Source organism: Longimicrobiales bacterium (assembly GCA_035764935.1).
Taxonomy (GTDB): Bacteria; Gemmatimonadota; Gemmatimonadetes; order Longimicrobiales; family RSA9; genus DASTYK01.
Genome location: DASTYK010000181.1, coordinates 1 through 13997 on the forward strand (window position 1 = coordinate 1; position 13997 = coordinate 13997).

Annotated in this window: 17 protein-coding genes; 2 read left to right on the forward strand and 15 right to left on the reverse strand. The window is 67.3% G+C overall.

The features are described from left to right. The 4 genes from VFU06_15820 to VFU06_15835 form a co-directional block, all read right to left on the reverse strand. The coding region (locus VFU06_15820) for a hypothetical protein (GenBank protein ID HEU5210863.1) at positions 1-467 on the reverse strand (467 nt) is incomplete at its 3' end. After that, positions 467-1261, reverse strand: coding sequence for an NADH-quinone oxidoreductase subunit C (locus VFU06_15825; protein ID HEU5210864.1), 795 nt, complete (start codon positions 1259-1261; stop codon positions 467-469). The genes VFU06_15820 and VFU06_15825, both read right to left, overlap by 1 nt. Before the next feature lies 1 nt (position 1262). Then, complete coding sequence (gene nuoB, locus VFU06_15830; protein ID HEU5210865.1) at positions 1263-1928, reverse strand: NADH-quinone oxidoreductase subunit NuoB; 666 nt, start codon at positions 1926-1928, stop codon at positions 1263-1265. Continuing rightward, positions 1919-2275, reverse strand: a complete 357-nt coding sequence (locus tag VFU06_15835; GenBank protein ID HEU5210866.1) for an NADH-quinone oxidoreductase subunit A — start codon at positions 2273-2275, stop codon at positions 1919-1921. The genes nuoB and VFU06_15835 overlap by 10 nt, the downstream gene beginning before the upstream one ends. A 189-nt stretch (positions 2276-2464) precedes the next feature. Here VFU06_15835 and dcd point away from each other — a divergent pair, with 189 nt between their 5' ends. Beyond that, a complete protein-coding gene (dcd, locus tag VFU06_15840) occupies positions 2465-3019 on the forward strand; it encodes a dCTP deaminase (protein ID HEU5210867.1) in 555 nt (184 codons plus the stop codon). 217 nt (positions 3020-3236) lie between these two features. Here the strand turns inward: dcd and VFU06_15845 are convergent, their stop codons facing one another. From VFU06_15845 to carA, 10 genes are all read right to left on the reverse strand, one after another. After that, the gene (locus VFU06_15845; protein ID HEU5210868.1) at positions 3237-4004 is read right to left on the reverse strand and encodes a succinate dehydrogenase/fumarate reductase iron-sulfur subunit; all 768 of its coding nucleotides are present in this window, start codon (positions 4002-4004) and stop codon (positions 3237-3239) included. A gap of 31 nt (positions 4005-4035) precedes the next feature. Beyond that, positions 4036-5946, reverse strand: coding sequence for a fumarate reductase/succinate dehydrogenase flavoprotein subunit (locus VFU06_15850; protein HEU5210869.1), 1911 nt, complete (start codon positions 5944-5946; stop codon positions 4036-4038). Between the two features lie 4 nt (positions 5947-5950). After that, on the reverse strand, positions 5951-6631 hold the full coding sequence (locus VFU06_15855) for a succinate dehydrogenase cytochrome b subunit (protein ID HEU5210870.1): 681 nt from the start codon (positions 6629-6631) through the stop codon (positions 5951-5953). Positions 6632-6664: 33 nt separating this feature from the next. Next, the gene (gene mdh / locus VFU06_15860) at positions 6665-7591 is read right to left on the reverse strand and encodes a malate dehydrogenase (GenBank protein ID HEU5210871.1); all 927 of its coding nucleotides are present in this window, start codon (positions 7589-7591) and stop codon (positions 6665-6667) included. Between the two features lie 87 nt (positions 7592-7678). Further along, entirely contained in the window at positions 7679-8710 is a 1032-nt protein-coding gene (gene moaA / locus VFU06_15865; protein HEU5210872.1) for a GTP 3',8-cyclase MoaA, read from the reverse strand. Then, complete coding sequence (locus tag VFU06_15870; GenBank protein ID HEU5210873.1) at positions 8703-9137, reverse strand: molybdenum cofactor biosynthesis protein MoaE; 435 nt, start codon at positions 9135-9137, stop codon at positions 8703-8705. The genes moaA and VFU06_15870 overlap by 8 nt, the downstream gene beginning before the upstream one ends. 5 nt (positions 9138-9142) lie before the next feature. After that, positions 9143-9388 carry a MoaD/ThiS family protein gene (locus VFU06_15875; protein ID HEU5210874.1) on the reverse strand — a complete coding sequence of 82 codons (246 nt, stop codon included), beginning with the start codon at positions 9386-9388 and terminating at the stop codon, positions 9143-9145. Between the two features lie 193 nt (positions 9389-9581). Beyond that, positions 9582-9881, reverse strand: a complete 300-nt coding sequence (locus VFU06_15880) for an HU family DNA-binding protein (GenBank protein ID HEU5210875.1) — start codon at positions 9879-9881, stop codon at positions 9582-9584. Between the two features lie 76 nt (positions 9882-9957). Continuing rightward, complete coding sequence (gene sppA, locus VFU06_15885) at positions 9958-10794, reverse strand: signal peptide peptidase SppA (GenBank protein HEU5210876.1); 837 nt, start codon at positions 10792-10794, stop codon at positions 9958-9960. A gap of 229 nt (positions 10795-11023) precedes the next feature. Continuing rightward, positions 11024-12142, reverse strand: a complete 1119-nt coding sequence (carA, locus tag VFU06_15890) for a glutamine-hydrolyzing carbamoyl-phosphate synthase small subunit (protein HEU5210877.1) — start codon at positions 12140-12142, stop codon at positions 11024-11026. 114 nt (positions 12143-12256) lie between these two features. Between carA and VFU06_15895 the strand changes: the two genes are divergently transcribed. Next, positions 12257-12844 carry a ribonuclease H gene (locus tag VFU06_15895; GenBank protein ID HEU5210878.1) on the forward strand — a complete coding sequence of 196 codons (588 nt, stop codon included), beginning with the start codon at positions 12257-12259 and terminating at the stop codon, positions 12842-12844. Positions 12845-13306: 462 nt separating this feature from the next. Here VFU06_15895 and lipB read toward each other — a convergent pair. Beyond that, on the reverse strand, positions 13307-13997 hold a 691-nt coding region (gene lipB, locus VFU06_15900; GenBank protein ID HEU5210879.1), incomplete at its 5' end, for a lipoyl(octanoyl) transferase LipB.

The window sequence follows — 13997 nt, forward strand, 5'->3', positions numbered from 1 at the left end:
CCGATCCACAGCAGGTGGCTGAAGATGCGGTCCATCTCCATGAGCATCACGCGCACGACCTTGCAGCGCTCCGTGACCTCGACGCCCATCATCTTCTCGACGGCCATGGCGTAGGCGCAGTTGTAGATCAGCGGCGCCAGGTAATCCATGCGGTCCGTCAGCGGGACGATCTGGTTCCAGTCCCGGTACTCACCCAGCTTCTCGAAGCTGGAGTGCAGGTAGCCGATGTGCGGGATGCAGCGGACGACCGTCTCACCATCCAGCTCCAGCACCAGGCGCAGCACGCCGTGCGTCGCCGGATGCTGCGGACCGATGTTGATCAGCATGTGCTCGCCGTGCATCTCGGGCTCGACGCCCAGCGGCATCACGGGCACACTCGTCGGCCGGCCGTCCACCCCCATCTGCGGCGTGCGCGTGACCAGGTACTCGACCTTGCGCGTGCCCCGACCCGGTGTCGTGCTGCTCATCACTCCACTCCTTCCGGCGCCGACGCACCACCCGCTGCGCCGCCTTCCGTGCCGAGCGACCAGTTGTCCGGATCGTTCGGCGTGCGCATGCCACCCGGCGGCGGCGGCTCCTGCTCGCCCGCTGCCGGCTCCTGCGACGCCGCCTCCCGCATCCCCGCGGTCGCGAGCTCCGTCGGGATGTAGTAATCCTCGACGTCCATCTCCATCGCACGCCGCGTCTGCTCCGCCCGGCTGAAGCGGCCGCGCAGCGGAAAGTCCTTCCGCAGCGGATGACCTTCCGCGTAGTTCTCCGGCATCATGATGCGCCGCAGGTCAGGGTGCCCGCGGAAGTGAATGCCGAACAGGTCGTAGACCTCGCGCTCCAGCCAGTTCGCCGAGTTGTAGAGCGGCACGGCCGAGTCGATCTCCAGCGCGGAAAGCGGCAGCGTCGCCTTGAGGCGGAGCTGCCGTTTGTGCGTGAGCGACCACATCTGGTAGACCACCTCGAGCGGCCGGCCGCCGCCGTAGTCCACCGCGGTCACGTCGATCAGGAACGCATAGTCCTGCGCCGGCTCGTCCTTCAGCCAGGCGAGGACGTCACGGATGCGTTCGGGCGCGATGTAGACGACGTGCTCGTCGCCCGCCACGATCGTGTGGTGCAGCACCGCGTCGCCGAACGTCGCGCGCAGCGCCGCGACAGTCGGGTGCGACGCCGCATCCGCCGCCTCACCACGCGGTCCTTCGTCCGCCGCTTCCGACGCCTGCGGGCCGCTCTCGAGATCGCGCAGCCCCTCGTTCAGATCCTTGTCCGCCATATCAGGGCAGCCGGTCGCGCGGACGCTGCAGCGCGTGCGACGGCACCATGCCGCTCACGCGGTTCTGCCGCGTCGAGTTGCCGAACGGGACCGTCACCTCCTCGATCACCTCCGGCGGCAGGTTCGGCCGGCTGGTGTCTGCCGGATCCTCCGCGCGGTGGATGTCCGCCCGCGTGACCGATTCGCCCCGGATCTTCTCCTGGATCATCAGCAGGCCGTAGATCAGACCCTCCGGCCGCGGCGGGCAGCCCGGCACGTACACGTCCACCGGGATGATCGTGTCGATCCCCTGCACCATCGAGTAGGCGTCGAACACGCCACCCGACGACGCACAGGCGCCCATCGAAACGCACCACTTCGGCTGCGGCATCTGGTCCCAGATGCGACGCAGCACCGGCGCCATCTTGTACGGCACCCGGCCCGCGCAGATCAGCACGTCCGCCTGGCGCGGCGAGAACGCCTGCCGCTCCATGCCGAAGCGCGCCGTGTCATATTTCGACGCCGCCGCCGCCATCATCTCGATCGCGCAGCACGCCGTGCCGAATGGCATCGGCCACAGCGAGTTCAGGCGCGACCAGTTGATCAGCGCATCCAGCCGCGTCGTGAAGAAGCTCGCATGACCACCACCCGCAGGCATGGTCGGCAGCTCGCGCCCACTCAGTCCCACTCGAGCGCTCCTTTCTTCCACTCATAGATCATCCCCACCGTCAGCACGACGATGAAGATGAATGCCGCAATGAAGCCTTCCCACCCGAGCGCGCGTGCCACGACACCCCACGAGACCAGGAAGATCGTCTCGAGGTCGAAGACGATGAACAGGATCGCAACCAGGTAGAACTTCACGGAGAAACGCTCGCGCGTGTCGCCGAGCGGCGGCATGCCCGACTCGTACGGCTGCGACTTCACCGGCGTCGGCCGGTACGGGTTCACGACGTGCGAGAGCGCCACCATACCGACCGCCTGCCCGACGGTCAGCAGCAGCAGGATCAGAATCGGTATCCAGCTTTCGTGCACGGCACGCTCCTGCTTGTGAAATCCTTCACGTAGGAAGTCCCGCAAACTACCCGCCGCCTCACACGGGGTCAAGCCGACGAAACGCTTGCCGGAGAGCGGGATTGCGCCCTACTTTCCGCCCCCGTTTCCGGCCGCCCCGCGGCCCTGCCGTCCTCCTGTCGACCGCAAGCAGCAAAGGCATCGAACCTCATGAGCATCCGCAGCGACCGCTGGATCCGGCGCATGGCCACCGAGCACGGCATGATCGAGCCGTTCGTCGAGCAGCAGGTGCGCGACGGCGCGATCAGCTACGGTCTCTCCTCGTTCGGTTATGACATCCGGGTGGGTGACGAGTACAAGGTCTTCACGGACGTGTACAGCGTGGTGGTCGACCCGAAGAACTTCGACCCGCGCAGCTTCGTCGACATCAAGGCCGACCACTGCATCATCCCGCCGCACTCCTTCGCGCTGGCCGCGACCATGGAGTACTTCCGCATCCCGTCGGACACGCTGGTCGTCTGCGTCGGAAAGTCGACGTACGCCCGCTGCGGCATCATCGTGAACGTCACCCCGCTGGAGCCCGAGTGGTGCGGCTACCTGACCCTGGAGATCAGCAACACGACGCCGCTGCCCGCCAAGATCTACAGCGGCGAGGGGCTGGCGCAGCTGCTCTTCTTCCAGGGCGACGAGGTGCCGGAAGTGACGTATGCGATGCGGAAGGGGAAGTATCAGGATCAGAGGGGAGTCACGCTGCCGAAGCCCTGAACGGCCTCTTGACTGCGGGTTATGGGCGGCGGGGGATGCGAGGCGCTCGCTTCGCTCGCTCGGGTAATGGACAAACCGGGACTGGAAATCGGGCGGCGGGCGCCCACCACCCACCGCCCGCATCTCAGTCCCGAAGTGTCCGCCACCCAAGCCCGCGAGCGCAGCGAGCGGGCGCCTCCCCTCCCCCATCGCCCATAGCCCGCAGTCAAGAAGCCGTTCAGGCGCCGACGAGTCCCGCCTCTCCCGGCCGACGCGTCTTGGCCTGCCGGTAGTCCCGGTTCAGCCGTGCAATCCAGTCGACGCGGATGCCCTTGGGGCACGCGGTCTGACATGCGCCGTGCATGGTGCAGTGGCCGAAGCCTTCCTCGTCGTGCTGCAGGACCATCTCGAGCACGCGGTCGTCGCGCTCGGCCTGGCCCTGCGGGAGCAGGCCGAGGTGGGAGACCTTGGCCCCGGTGAAGAGCATGGCGGACGCGTTCGGGCAGGCGGCCACGCAGGCTCCGCAGCCGATGCACTCGGCGGCGTCCATGGCGAGATCGGCATTCTCCTTGGGCACCGGGATGTTGTTTGCCTCGGGAGCACTGCCCGTGTTCGCGCTGATGTAGCCGCCGGCGCCGATGATCCGGTCGAAGGCAGCGCGGTCGACGACGAGGTCGCGCACGACCGGGAATGCGGTCGCGCGCCAGGGCTCGAGCCAGAGCTCGGCGCCGTCCTCGAAGGTGCGCATGTGGAGCTGGCAGACGGTAGTCTGCAGCGGGCCGTGCGGCTGGCCGTTGATCATGAAGCCGCAGGAGCCGCAGATGCCCTCGCGGCAGTCATGATCGAACGCGATCGGCTCCTCACCTCGCGCGATCAGCCCCTCGTTCACGACGTCGAGCATCTCGAGGAAGCTCGCGTGGTCGGAGATGTCCTCCGCCTGGTAGGTGACGAAGCCACCCTTGTCCTCCGGGCCGGCCTGCCGCCAGACATGCAGTTTCAGATTCATGGATGCGTTCCTCGTGGATGCGCGTCGCGACTCACTTGTAGCTGCGCTGCGCGAGCTGCACGTACTCGAACTCGAGCGGCTCCTCGTGACGGATGGGCGCTGCGCCCTCCCGGTACTCCCAGACCGCCACGTGGCTGAAGCGCTCGTCGTTGCGCTTCGCCTCGCCTTCCTCCGTCTGGTGCTCGACGCGGAAGTGGCCGCCCGCCGACTCGTCGCGCTCCAGCGCATCCAGCGCCATCAGCTCGCCGAACTCGAGGAAGTCCGCCACGCGACCCGCGTTCTCCAGCGACTGGTTGAGCGTCGCGCCGCTGCCCGGCACGCGCACATCGCGCCAGAACTCCTCGCGCAGCTCGGGAATCCGGTTGAGCAGCAGCTTGAGACCGTCAGCCGTGCGGGCCATGCCGCAGTACTCCCACATCAGCCGGCCGAGCTCGCGGTGGAAGTCGGACACGCTGCGGCTGCCGTTCACCGACAGCAGCGCATCCTGCCGCCGCGCGACTTCGGCCTCTGCGTCGCGGAAGGCGGCGTGCGACGTGTCGACGGTCGGCGGCTTTGCCGTGGCCAGGTAGTCACCGACCGTGAGCGGCACGATGAAGTAGCCATCGGCGAGGCCTTGCATGAGGGCGGACGCGCCGAGGCGGTTCGCGCCGTGATCGGAGAAGTTCGCCTCGCCGATCGCGAACAGGCCGGGCACGGTCGTCATCAGGTTGTAGTCCACCCACAGGCCGCCCATCGTGTAGTGCGGCGCTGGGTAGATGCGCATCGGCACCTCATACGGGTTGTCGCCCGTGATGTTGCGGTACATCTCGAAGAGGTTGCCGTAGCGATCGGCGATGACGTCCCTGCCCAGGCGCTGGATGGCATCGCGGAAGTCCAGGTACACGCCGACGCCGCTCGGCCCGACGCCGCGTCCCTCGTCCACCATCTCCTTGGCGCGCCGCGAGGCGATGTCGCGCGGGGCGAGGTTGCCGAAGCTCGGGTAGTAGCGCTCGAGGTAGTAGTCGCGCTCGCTGTCCGGGATCTCGTGCGGCGCCCGCCTGTCTCCCTGCTGCTTCGGCACCCAGATCCGGCCGTCGTTGCGCAGCGACTCGCTCATCAGCGTGAGCTTCGACTGGTAGTCGCCGGACGGCGGAATGGATGTCGGGTGGATCTGCGTGTAGCACGGGTTCGCGAAGCCTGCGCCGCGCTTGTAGGCGCGCCAGACGGCCGTGACGTTCGAGCCCTTGGCGTTGGTCGACAGGTAGAAGACATTGGAGTAGCCGCCGGTGCCGAGCAGCACGGCATCGGCGACGTGCGACTCGATGCGCCCCGTCAGCATGTCGCGCGTCACGATGCCGCGGGCCACGCCGTCGATGACGACGAGGTCGAGCATCTCGTGACGCGTGTACATCTTCACCTTGCCGGCCGCGACCTGGCGCATGAGTGCCTGGTAGGCACCCAGCAGCAGCTGCTGGCCGGTCTGACCGCGCGCGTAGAACGTGCGCGAGACCTGGGCTCCGCCGAAGCTGCGATTGGCGAGATAGCCGCTGTACTCGCGGGCGAACGGGACGCCCTGTGCCACGCACTGGTCGATGATGTTCAGGCTGATCTCGGCCAGGCGATGAACATTGGCCTCGCGTGCGCGGAAGTCACCGCCCTTCACCGTGTCGTAGAACAGCCGGTAGATGCTGTCGCCGTCGCCCTGGTAGTTCTTGGCGGCATTGATGCCGCCCTGCGCCGCGATGCTGTGCGCGCGTCGTGCGCTGTCCTGGAAGCAGAAGTTCCGGACGTTGTAGCCCAGCTCGGCGAGCGTCGCGGCAGCGGCACCACCGGCGAGGCCGGTTCCGACCACGATGATCTCGTATTTCCGCTTGTTCGCGGGATTGACGAGCTTCAGGTCGAAGCGATGCTTCGTCCACTTGTCCTGGATCGGGCCGCTCGGGATCCTTGCGTTCAGCTCCATCGCTCTACCGCACGAAGCCGGTCAGTACGGCGACCGGAAACGAGATGTTGGCGAGCACGATCGCCAGCGCGAGAATCGCGGCGATCGGACGTCGCAGGTGGTTGTACTTCTCGTTGTTCGCACCCAGCGTCTGCAGCATGCTCCAGAAGCCGTGGTACAGGTGCAGCCCCAGCGGGATCATGGCTGCGATGTACGCCACCGAAACGGGCACACTCTGGAATCCCACGACGAAGTTGCGATACACATCGCCGTGCACGAAATCCGGGTGTGCGTTGCCGAACGTGAAATGCATCAGGTGGTAGATCACGAACAGCAGGATGATCACGCCGCCCCAGCGCATGGTACGTGAGGCGTAGCTGAAGACGAGATCGCCGTCCCACTGCCTGTAGCCGACCTTGCGGGCGCGGTTCGCGCGCACGGTCAGCAGATACGCCGCGGCGAGGTGGGCTATGAGGGCGACGATGAGGCCGATGCGGAGCAGCCAGAGAACCTGGCTCTCTCCGAAGAACGGCTTGCCGAAGGTGCGCAAACCCTCGGCGTATCCGTTGAACGCTTCCGGCCCCTGGTAGACCTTCAGGTTGCCGAGCATGTGAAAGAGGACGAACAGAATCAGGATCGTCCCCGATACCGCCATGGTGATCTTCTTCCCGACCGTCGATCCCCAGAGCGACTGTGCGCGTCGCATCCTTGCTCCCGCGTTATGCCCGCAGCGCCGCGCTCAACCGAGCGCGGCCATCGTTTCGCGAACGGCCTCCGCCGACTTCTCCAGTGCTGCCTTCTCGTCCGCGGTCAGCTCCACCTCCAGCACCTGCTCGAGGCCGTTGCGACCCAGCTTGACCGGCACGCCGAGGAACAGCCCCTCCATGCCGTACTCGCCCTCGAGCCACGCAGCGCACGGCAGGATGCGCTTCTTGTCCTTGACGATCGCTTCGGCCATCTGGACCGCCGCGGCGGCCGGCGCGTAGTACGCGCTGCCCGTCTTGAGCAGCCCGACGATCTCCGCGCCGCCCTTGCGCGCGCGGTCGACCAGTGCGTCGATCCGATCCTGCGCGAGCAGCTGCGTCAGCGGAATGCCGCTCACCGTGGTGTAGCTCGCGAGCGGGACCATGGTGTCCCCGTGACCACCGAGCACCAGCGCCTGGATGTCCTCGACGCTGACGTCCAGCTCCAGCGCGATGAACGAGCGGTAGCGCGCGGTGTCGAGCACGCCCGCCATGCCGATGACACGCTCGCGCGGGAAGCCGGTCGTCTCCTTGCACACGTACGCCATCACGTCCAGCGGATTGCTGATCATGATGACGATCGCGTCGGGCGAGTGACGCTTGATGTTCTCGCTCACCTCGCGGACGATCTTCGCGTTCGTGTTGAGCAGGTCGTCGCGGCTCATGCCCGGCTTGCGCGCGATGCCCGCCGTCACGATGACGATCTGCGAGCCGGCCGTGTCCGCGTAATTGTTGGTGCCGATGACACGCGTGTCGAAGCCCTCGATCGGCGCCGACTCCCACTGGTCCAGCCCCTTGCCCTGCGGCACCCCCTCGAGGATGTCGATCAGGACCACCTGACGCGCCAGCTCCTTCAGCGCGACACCCTGGGCAGCGGTCGCGCCGACGTGGCCGGCACCGACCACCGTGATCTTGTCTACCATGTTCCGAACCCGATGTATGTGAACCGGCAAGCGCCGGGAACAGACTGCGGCAAACTAGGAAGGTGTCATGCCGTGGTCAAACGGGGATCAGCCGCCGACCTGCGAGAGTGCCTGGAGCCCGCCGGAGCCGGCGGCGCTCCCCTGCACCAGCCAGTGGCGCTCGGGTTTGATGGCGAGGGTATGCTCGATGAGGGGGCGCAGCGGTTCGCCGCGACGGAGCGGGTCGCGAAGATCCGTCTCGATGTCGCCGAACAGGCACGGGCGCAGCCGTCCGTTCGCGGTGAGGCGCATGCGGTTGCAGCGATCGCAGTAGTTGTGACTCATCGGCGTGATCACGCCGACCGTTCCGGGCGCACCGGCAAAGCGGAAGTACGTGGCTGGTCCGCTGCCATCGGGTCCTGCCACGGGATCGAGGGCGCCAATGCGCCGCACGCGATCCAGCATCTCCCACGCGGGGATGTACTCGCGCTCCGAGACATCCAGGTTCGCGCCGACCGGCATCACCTCGATGAAGCGGATGTGCCACGGCCGTTCGAGCGTGATGCGCGCGAAGTCCTCGATCTCGTCGTCATTGCGTCCGCGCATCACGACGACGTTCACCTTGATCGGCTCGTACCCGGCACGCTCGGCGGCAGCGAGCCCGGCGAAGATGCGCCCGTGTGCGCCGGGCCGGCGGGCGATCGCATCCACGCGCTCGGGGCGCAACGAGTCCAGCGAGACGTTGATGCGACGCACGCCCGCATCGCGCAGTGCGAGCGCCTGCTCCTCGAGCAGCACGCCGTTGGTCGACAGGGAGAGATCCTGGATGCCGGGCGTCGCAGCAATCTGGCGCGCCAGCGTGTGCAGGTCGCGGCGCACGAGCGGCTCGCCACCGGTCAGGCGCACACGACGCAGCCCCATCGCGGCCATCTCGCCCACGATCTGTGCGATCTCCTCGTAGCTGAGGATCTCCGAGCGACCGAGCCAGGCCAGCCCCTCCAGCGGCATGCAGTAGACGCAGCGCAGGTTGCACTTGTCGGTCACGGAGATCCGCAGGTACTCGATGCGCCGGCCGAAGCCGTCACGCATCGCAGCCCCCTGCTCTGCATCGACGACCGGCAGTGCGCGGGCGTCAGTCATGCGCCACCTCCGGCACTGCACCTTCCAGCCACGCTTCGTCACCACCGACGTAGCGCTCCTGCTTCCACACCGGCAGTCGCTGCTTGATCTGCTCGATCACGTAGCGGCACGCGTCGAACGCCTGCTCCCGGTGCGGCGATGACACCGCAATCGCAACACTCGCCTCGCCCACGCGCAGCTCGCCCGTGCGGTGCACCACGGCGACACGGTCGCTGCCGGCACGAGCGGCAGCCTCCGCGCCGATCTCCGCCAGCACTCTGTCCGCCATCCCCTCGTAGGCACTGTAGTGGACACCGCGCACGCTGCGCCCTTCGTTGTGGTCGCGGACCACCCCGATGAACAGACAGACCGCGCCGTCCGCGTCGCTGCCGACGTGGCGCAGCACGCTCTCGGACGAGATCGGGTCGGACGTGATCGCCGTGTACATGCCGCTCACCCGCCCGCAACGGGCGGCAGCAGCGCGAGCTCGTCCCCCGCCGAGAGCCGCGTGCTCAGCGATGCGTAGACCTGGTTCACAGCAACGACCGGCTGCGCCGGGATGCGTGAGCAACCGCTGCCGCGTGACCGGAGCGCGTCGACGGCATCCGCGGCCGTGGCCTCGGCAGGCAGCTCGAGCTCCAGCTCGCCGGTGCCGGCCAGCTCGCGGTAGAGGGCGAAGAGAAGGAGGCGTACGCGCATCGGATCCGGAGTGTAGACGTGCAGGCGCCCGAGTGGCAACGCTGCAGCAGTCTCGAACTCCTGTGCGACCGGCAAGTTCCCGGCCGGGGATGCAAACCGTGCGACCGGCTGGTTCCCGGCCGGGATGCAAAAAACCCGATGCCCCGCCGCGACGGTGGTTCGCGAGCGGGGCATCGGATCAGGGCTGGCAGGGTCAGACGGGAACGTGCGTCCCTTCCGAAACCTGGACGCGCAGATCCTTGGACGGCTTGAAGATCGGCACCGCCCGCGCCGGCACCTCCACGGGATCGCCCGTGCGCGGGTTGCGCGCCATCCGCGAGCGCCGCTTGCGCACCTTGAAGGTGCCGAACCCGCGGATCTCGATGTGCTCGTGGTCCGCCATCGCATTCTTGATGGCATTGAGCAGGCCGTCCACCACCAGTGCACAATCCTTCTTGGTGATCCCCGGGCCGATGGCCTCGGCTACCTGCTCGACGAGGTCGGCTTTCGTCATCTCTGCCCTCCCCTGGGCGTTGTGGTCATTCCGGTACGGACTGCCGCCGCGATCCGTCCGGCATCAGCGTCGCCGTTCACCACGGCACGACGTACTTGAGAGAGGGTGTGGCGTCGCCGACACCCAGCGGGGCGAGCTCGCGCAGCCGGCCGAGCGGCGTGCGCGCGAGCAGCACATCCATCAGCGTCGGCGCGTCGTCTTTCCTGCGCAGCAGCGACGGCTCAGAACCGAGCCCGGCCATGCGGCCGGCGATGGCCACCGCATCCGTCAGGTTGCCGATCCCGTCGACCAGCCCCAGTGCAGCCGCCTGCCGCCCCGAGATCACCCGGCCGTCGGCGACCGCGAGCACCTGCCCGCGCGAAAGACCGCGCTCCTCCATCACCGTTTCCACGAACTGCCCGTAGACATCCTGGATCAGTGTGTCGAGCAGTGCCCGGTCGCCCTCCCCCATCGGGCGGAACGGCGAGCCGATGTCCTTGTGCTCGGAGCTCTTCACCACCTCCACCTGCACCCCCACTCTGTCCATCAGCTCCGCGGCGTTCGGCAACTCCATGATCACGCCGATCGACCCCGTCATCGTGCCGGGCAGAACCAGGATCGAATCCGCCGCCAGCGCCACCAGGTAGCCCCCCGACGCTCCGACACCGCCGATCGACGCGATGACCGGCTTCCCCTCGTCACGCAGGCGCCGCAGCTCGCGGTAGATGCTCTGCGAGGGGCCGACCACGCCGCCTGGAGAGTTGATCGCAACCACGAACCCCTTGACACTCGCGTCGTCGCGATACTCCTCGAGCTGTTCCAGCAGATCCCGGTCGTCGGCGATCACACCGTCGATTTCGATCAGCGCGATCCGGTCACCCAGCCGCAGGCCGTCGCCACCCCGTATCGCCAGGATGACGCCAGTCAGGACCATGAGCGTAAGTATCGAAAAGGCGAGGACCGTCAGTGCAGATCGCCGAGTCACGCACCACCGCGCTGGAAGCTTGTATCTCCTTGGATTTCCAGCACCTACAGTAATGTGGCGCGGGCGCCGGAGTCAAGAGTTTCGTGTCCGGGCAGGAACCGCCGAAGATGAGACCCCATCAGGGGTTACGTGGCATCCGCGCCACAAACGGTCCTGCGCGCGCACCGGAGCGACCGGCCTACCCCCGCTTCCCCTTCCGACGCGCCATGGCCTCGGCGAACTGATCGAACAGGTACAGCGAATCGTGCGGGCCAGGAGCAGCCTCGGGGTGGTACTGGACACTGAAGACCGGCAGCTCCCGGTGCTCCAGCCCTTCCATCGTCTGGTCGTTGAGGTTGAGGTGGGTCATGCGCAGTGCAGGCGCGCCCTGCACCCCGTCGTCGCCCTCACGCCGTACGGCGAAGCCGTGGTTCTGCGCCGTGATCTCGATCGCCCCGTCGCTGAGCCGGCGAACGGGATGATTCCCGGCGCGGTGGCCGTACAGCAGCTTGTACGTCTGGCCGCCGTAGGCGCGGGCGATGAGCTGATGGCCGAGGCAGATGCCGAACACCGGGACACCCCGCTCGGCAAGCCGGCGGATGGTGTCCAGCGCCTGGCCGACGGCGTCCGGGTCCCCTGGCCCGTTGGAGACGAAGAAGCCGTCCGGCTCCATCTCGAGCACGGCTTCCGGGGGCGTTCCCGACGGCAGGGTCGTGACGCGCGCGCCGCGGTCCGCAAGCAGCTCCAGCGAGTTCCGCTTCACACCGAGGTCGTAGGCGAGGACGTGAAACCGCTCGGGACCCTGTGCGGCAATCTCGTAGGGCTCGGGCGTAGACACGCCGCAGGTGAGATCGAGTCCTTCCATGCGCGGGTGCGCGAGGATCTTTTCGCGCAGGTCCGACTCATCCACGCTGGCCGGCGCAATGCCGGCGCGCATCGCACCGGCGCTGCGCAGGTGGATGGTGAGCGCCCGTGTGTCGACGCCGGTGAGACCCACGACGCCGGCGGCGCCCAGGTAATCATCGAGTGAGCGGGTGCCGCGCCAGTTGCTCCAGGCCTCCGCCACCTCGCGCACGATGAAGCCGGCGACCTGGACGGCGCGCGACTCCTCGTCCTCCTGGTTCACACCGTAATTGCCGATGAGCGGGTAGGTCATCGTGACGATCTGCCCGGCGTACGACGGGTCGGTGAGTACTTCCTGGTAGCCCGTCATCGATGTGTTGAACACCGCTTCGCCGAGCGATGTCGTCTGGGCGCCCATCAGGTCACCGTCGAAGCGGCGCCCGTCTTCCAGCAGCAGGTATCCAGGTGTGCGCAAGGATCTCTCGCGGATGTCGCAAAGCTTGAATTCGCGAGAAGTTACCGCACAACGCCGACCTCCGGCAAGACGCGGAGCCGCTTCAGGCACCATCGAGCGCGTGAATGGACAATCGTGCGGTCGTCACTACCTTTCCGCATGCAGACCGTCTTCATCTACGCCGACGAATCGTGCCTCGGAAACCAGTTCGTCGACCGCGACAACCCCGGTGGGGCCGCCGGTCTCGTCGAGTTCTGGACGGGTGAGCGCTGGGAGCGGCGAGACTACTGGTTGAGCGAGCCCGGCACCACCAACAACCGGATGGCGCTGCGCAGCGCAATTGCCGGCCTGGAGTCACTCCGGCGTCCCTGGCATGTCACGTTCACCTCCGATTCCCAGTACCTGGTGCGCGGCATGCGCGAATGGGTGCACGGCTGGAAGCGACGCAACTGGACGCGCAAGGCCGGTCCCATCGAGAACCTCGAGCTGTGGCAGCAGCTCGACCGCGTCGCGCGCCCGCACACGATCGAGTGGGAGTGGGTGCGCGGTCACGCCGGCCATCCACAGAACGAATACGCCAACGTGCTCGCGATCCGCGCCGCCAGGGAGCAGAGCAGCTCCGACGGCCTCGTTCCGTCCCGCTTCGAGGAGTGGCTGGAGGAGCAGCGCAGCAAGCGTCAGAAATACTTCGATTTCTTCGAGCACGCGGCGCCGCAGGGCTGAGCATGAGGCTGGCCACGCACGTGTGACGCACACGCAAAAAGCCCCCGGAGCGTCTTTCACGGTACGCTCCGGGGGCCTTTTTTCCGCTGGCGGGAAGCCGCACTTGGTTCGGTGTCGCACGTGACTGCGACTGGCCTGCCTCCCTTTCCCTCGTCGCGCGGTCTGCGACTCAGGAGCTCCGCGGGTCCCGCGGAGTACTGGCTGCGTCCAGCGACCTCGCAGCCGGTCCGCTCGGGGCCGAACCCTCCCTCACGGACTGCCCGTCGGCTTCCCGACGAGCTCGCCTGAAACGGTTGCGACCGCATTCCGTCAGGCGCAAATCCACGATAACCACGCCCGGCGAGGGTTCACAAGTCTTTCGGGGTTCGTTCGTATCTTTGTGCAGCAAACGCATTTACGACTAGGGCGAGCGCGAGCGCTGGGGCGAGGCGTCAGCCATTGACGCGCGATGCCCCCTCACCGCTAGCGCCAGCGCTCGTCCTCGCGCTGCGCCGTAACAACCATCTCACGTTGGAACACGTGCGCGAACTGCGTCGCGACCGCATCACACACGCCCGACATGGCGGGCGTCTCTGCACCCAGGATCCGCGCGAGCGAAGTCACGCCGCGGTCGGCAATGCCGCAGGGAACGATGGCGCCGAAGTAGGAGAGGTCGGTGGTGACGTTGAGGGCGAAGCCGTGCGAGGTGATCCAGCCACTGGAAACGCGGACACCGATCGCGCAGATCTTCTCGTCGCCGACCCAGACACCGGTGAGGCCGGCGATGCGTCCTGCGGCGATGTCCCAGGTACGCAGTGAGCGGATGATGGCTTCTTCGATGTCGCGAACGTAGCGGTGCAGGTCGCAGCGGTCAGGCTTGAGGTCGAGGATGGGATAGCCGACGAGCTGGCCGGGACCGTGATACGTGACGTCTCCGCCACGGCCCGTCTCGAACAGCTCGATGGCACCGGCCGCGCGCTGTGCTTCGTCGAGCAGCACGTTGGACGCGTGACTCGATGTTCCGAGGGTGATGACGTGCGGATGCTCGAGCAGCAGGAGCGTATCATCGATCCCGTTTGCCCGGCGCTGCACGACGAGCTCCTGCTGGAGCTCGAGGCCGCTCGCGTACGGGACGCTGCCCAGCCATGAAACGCAGAGGCGGCGTGACACGGAG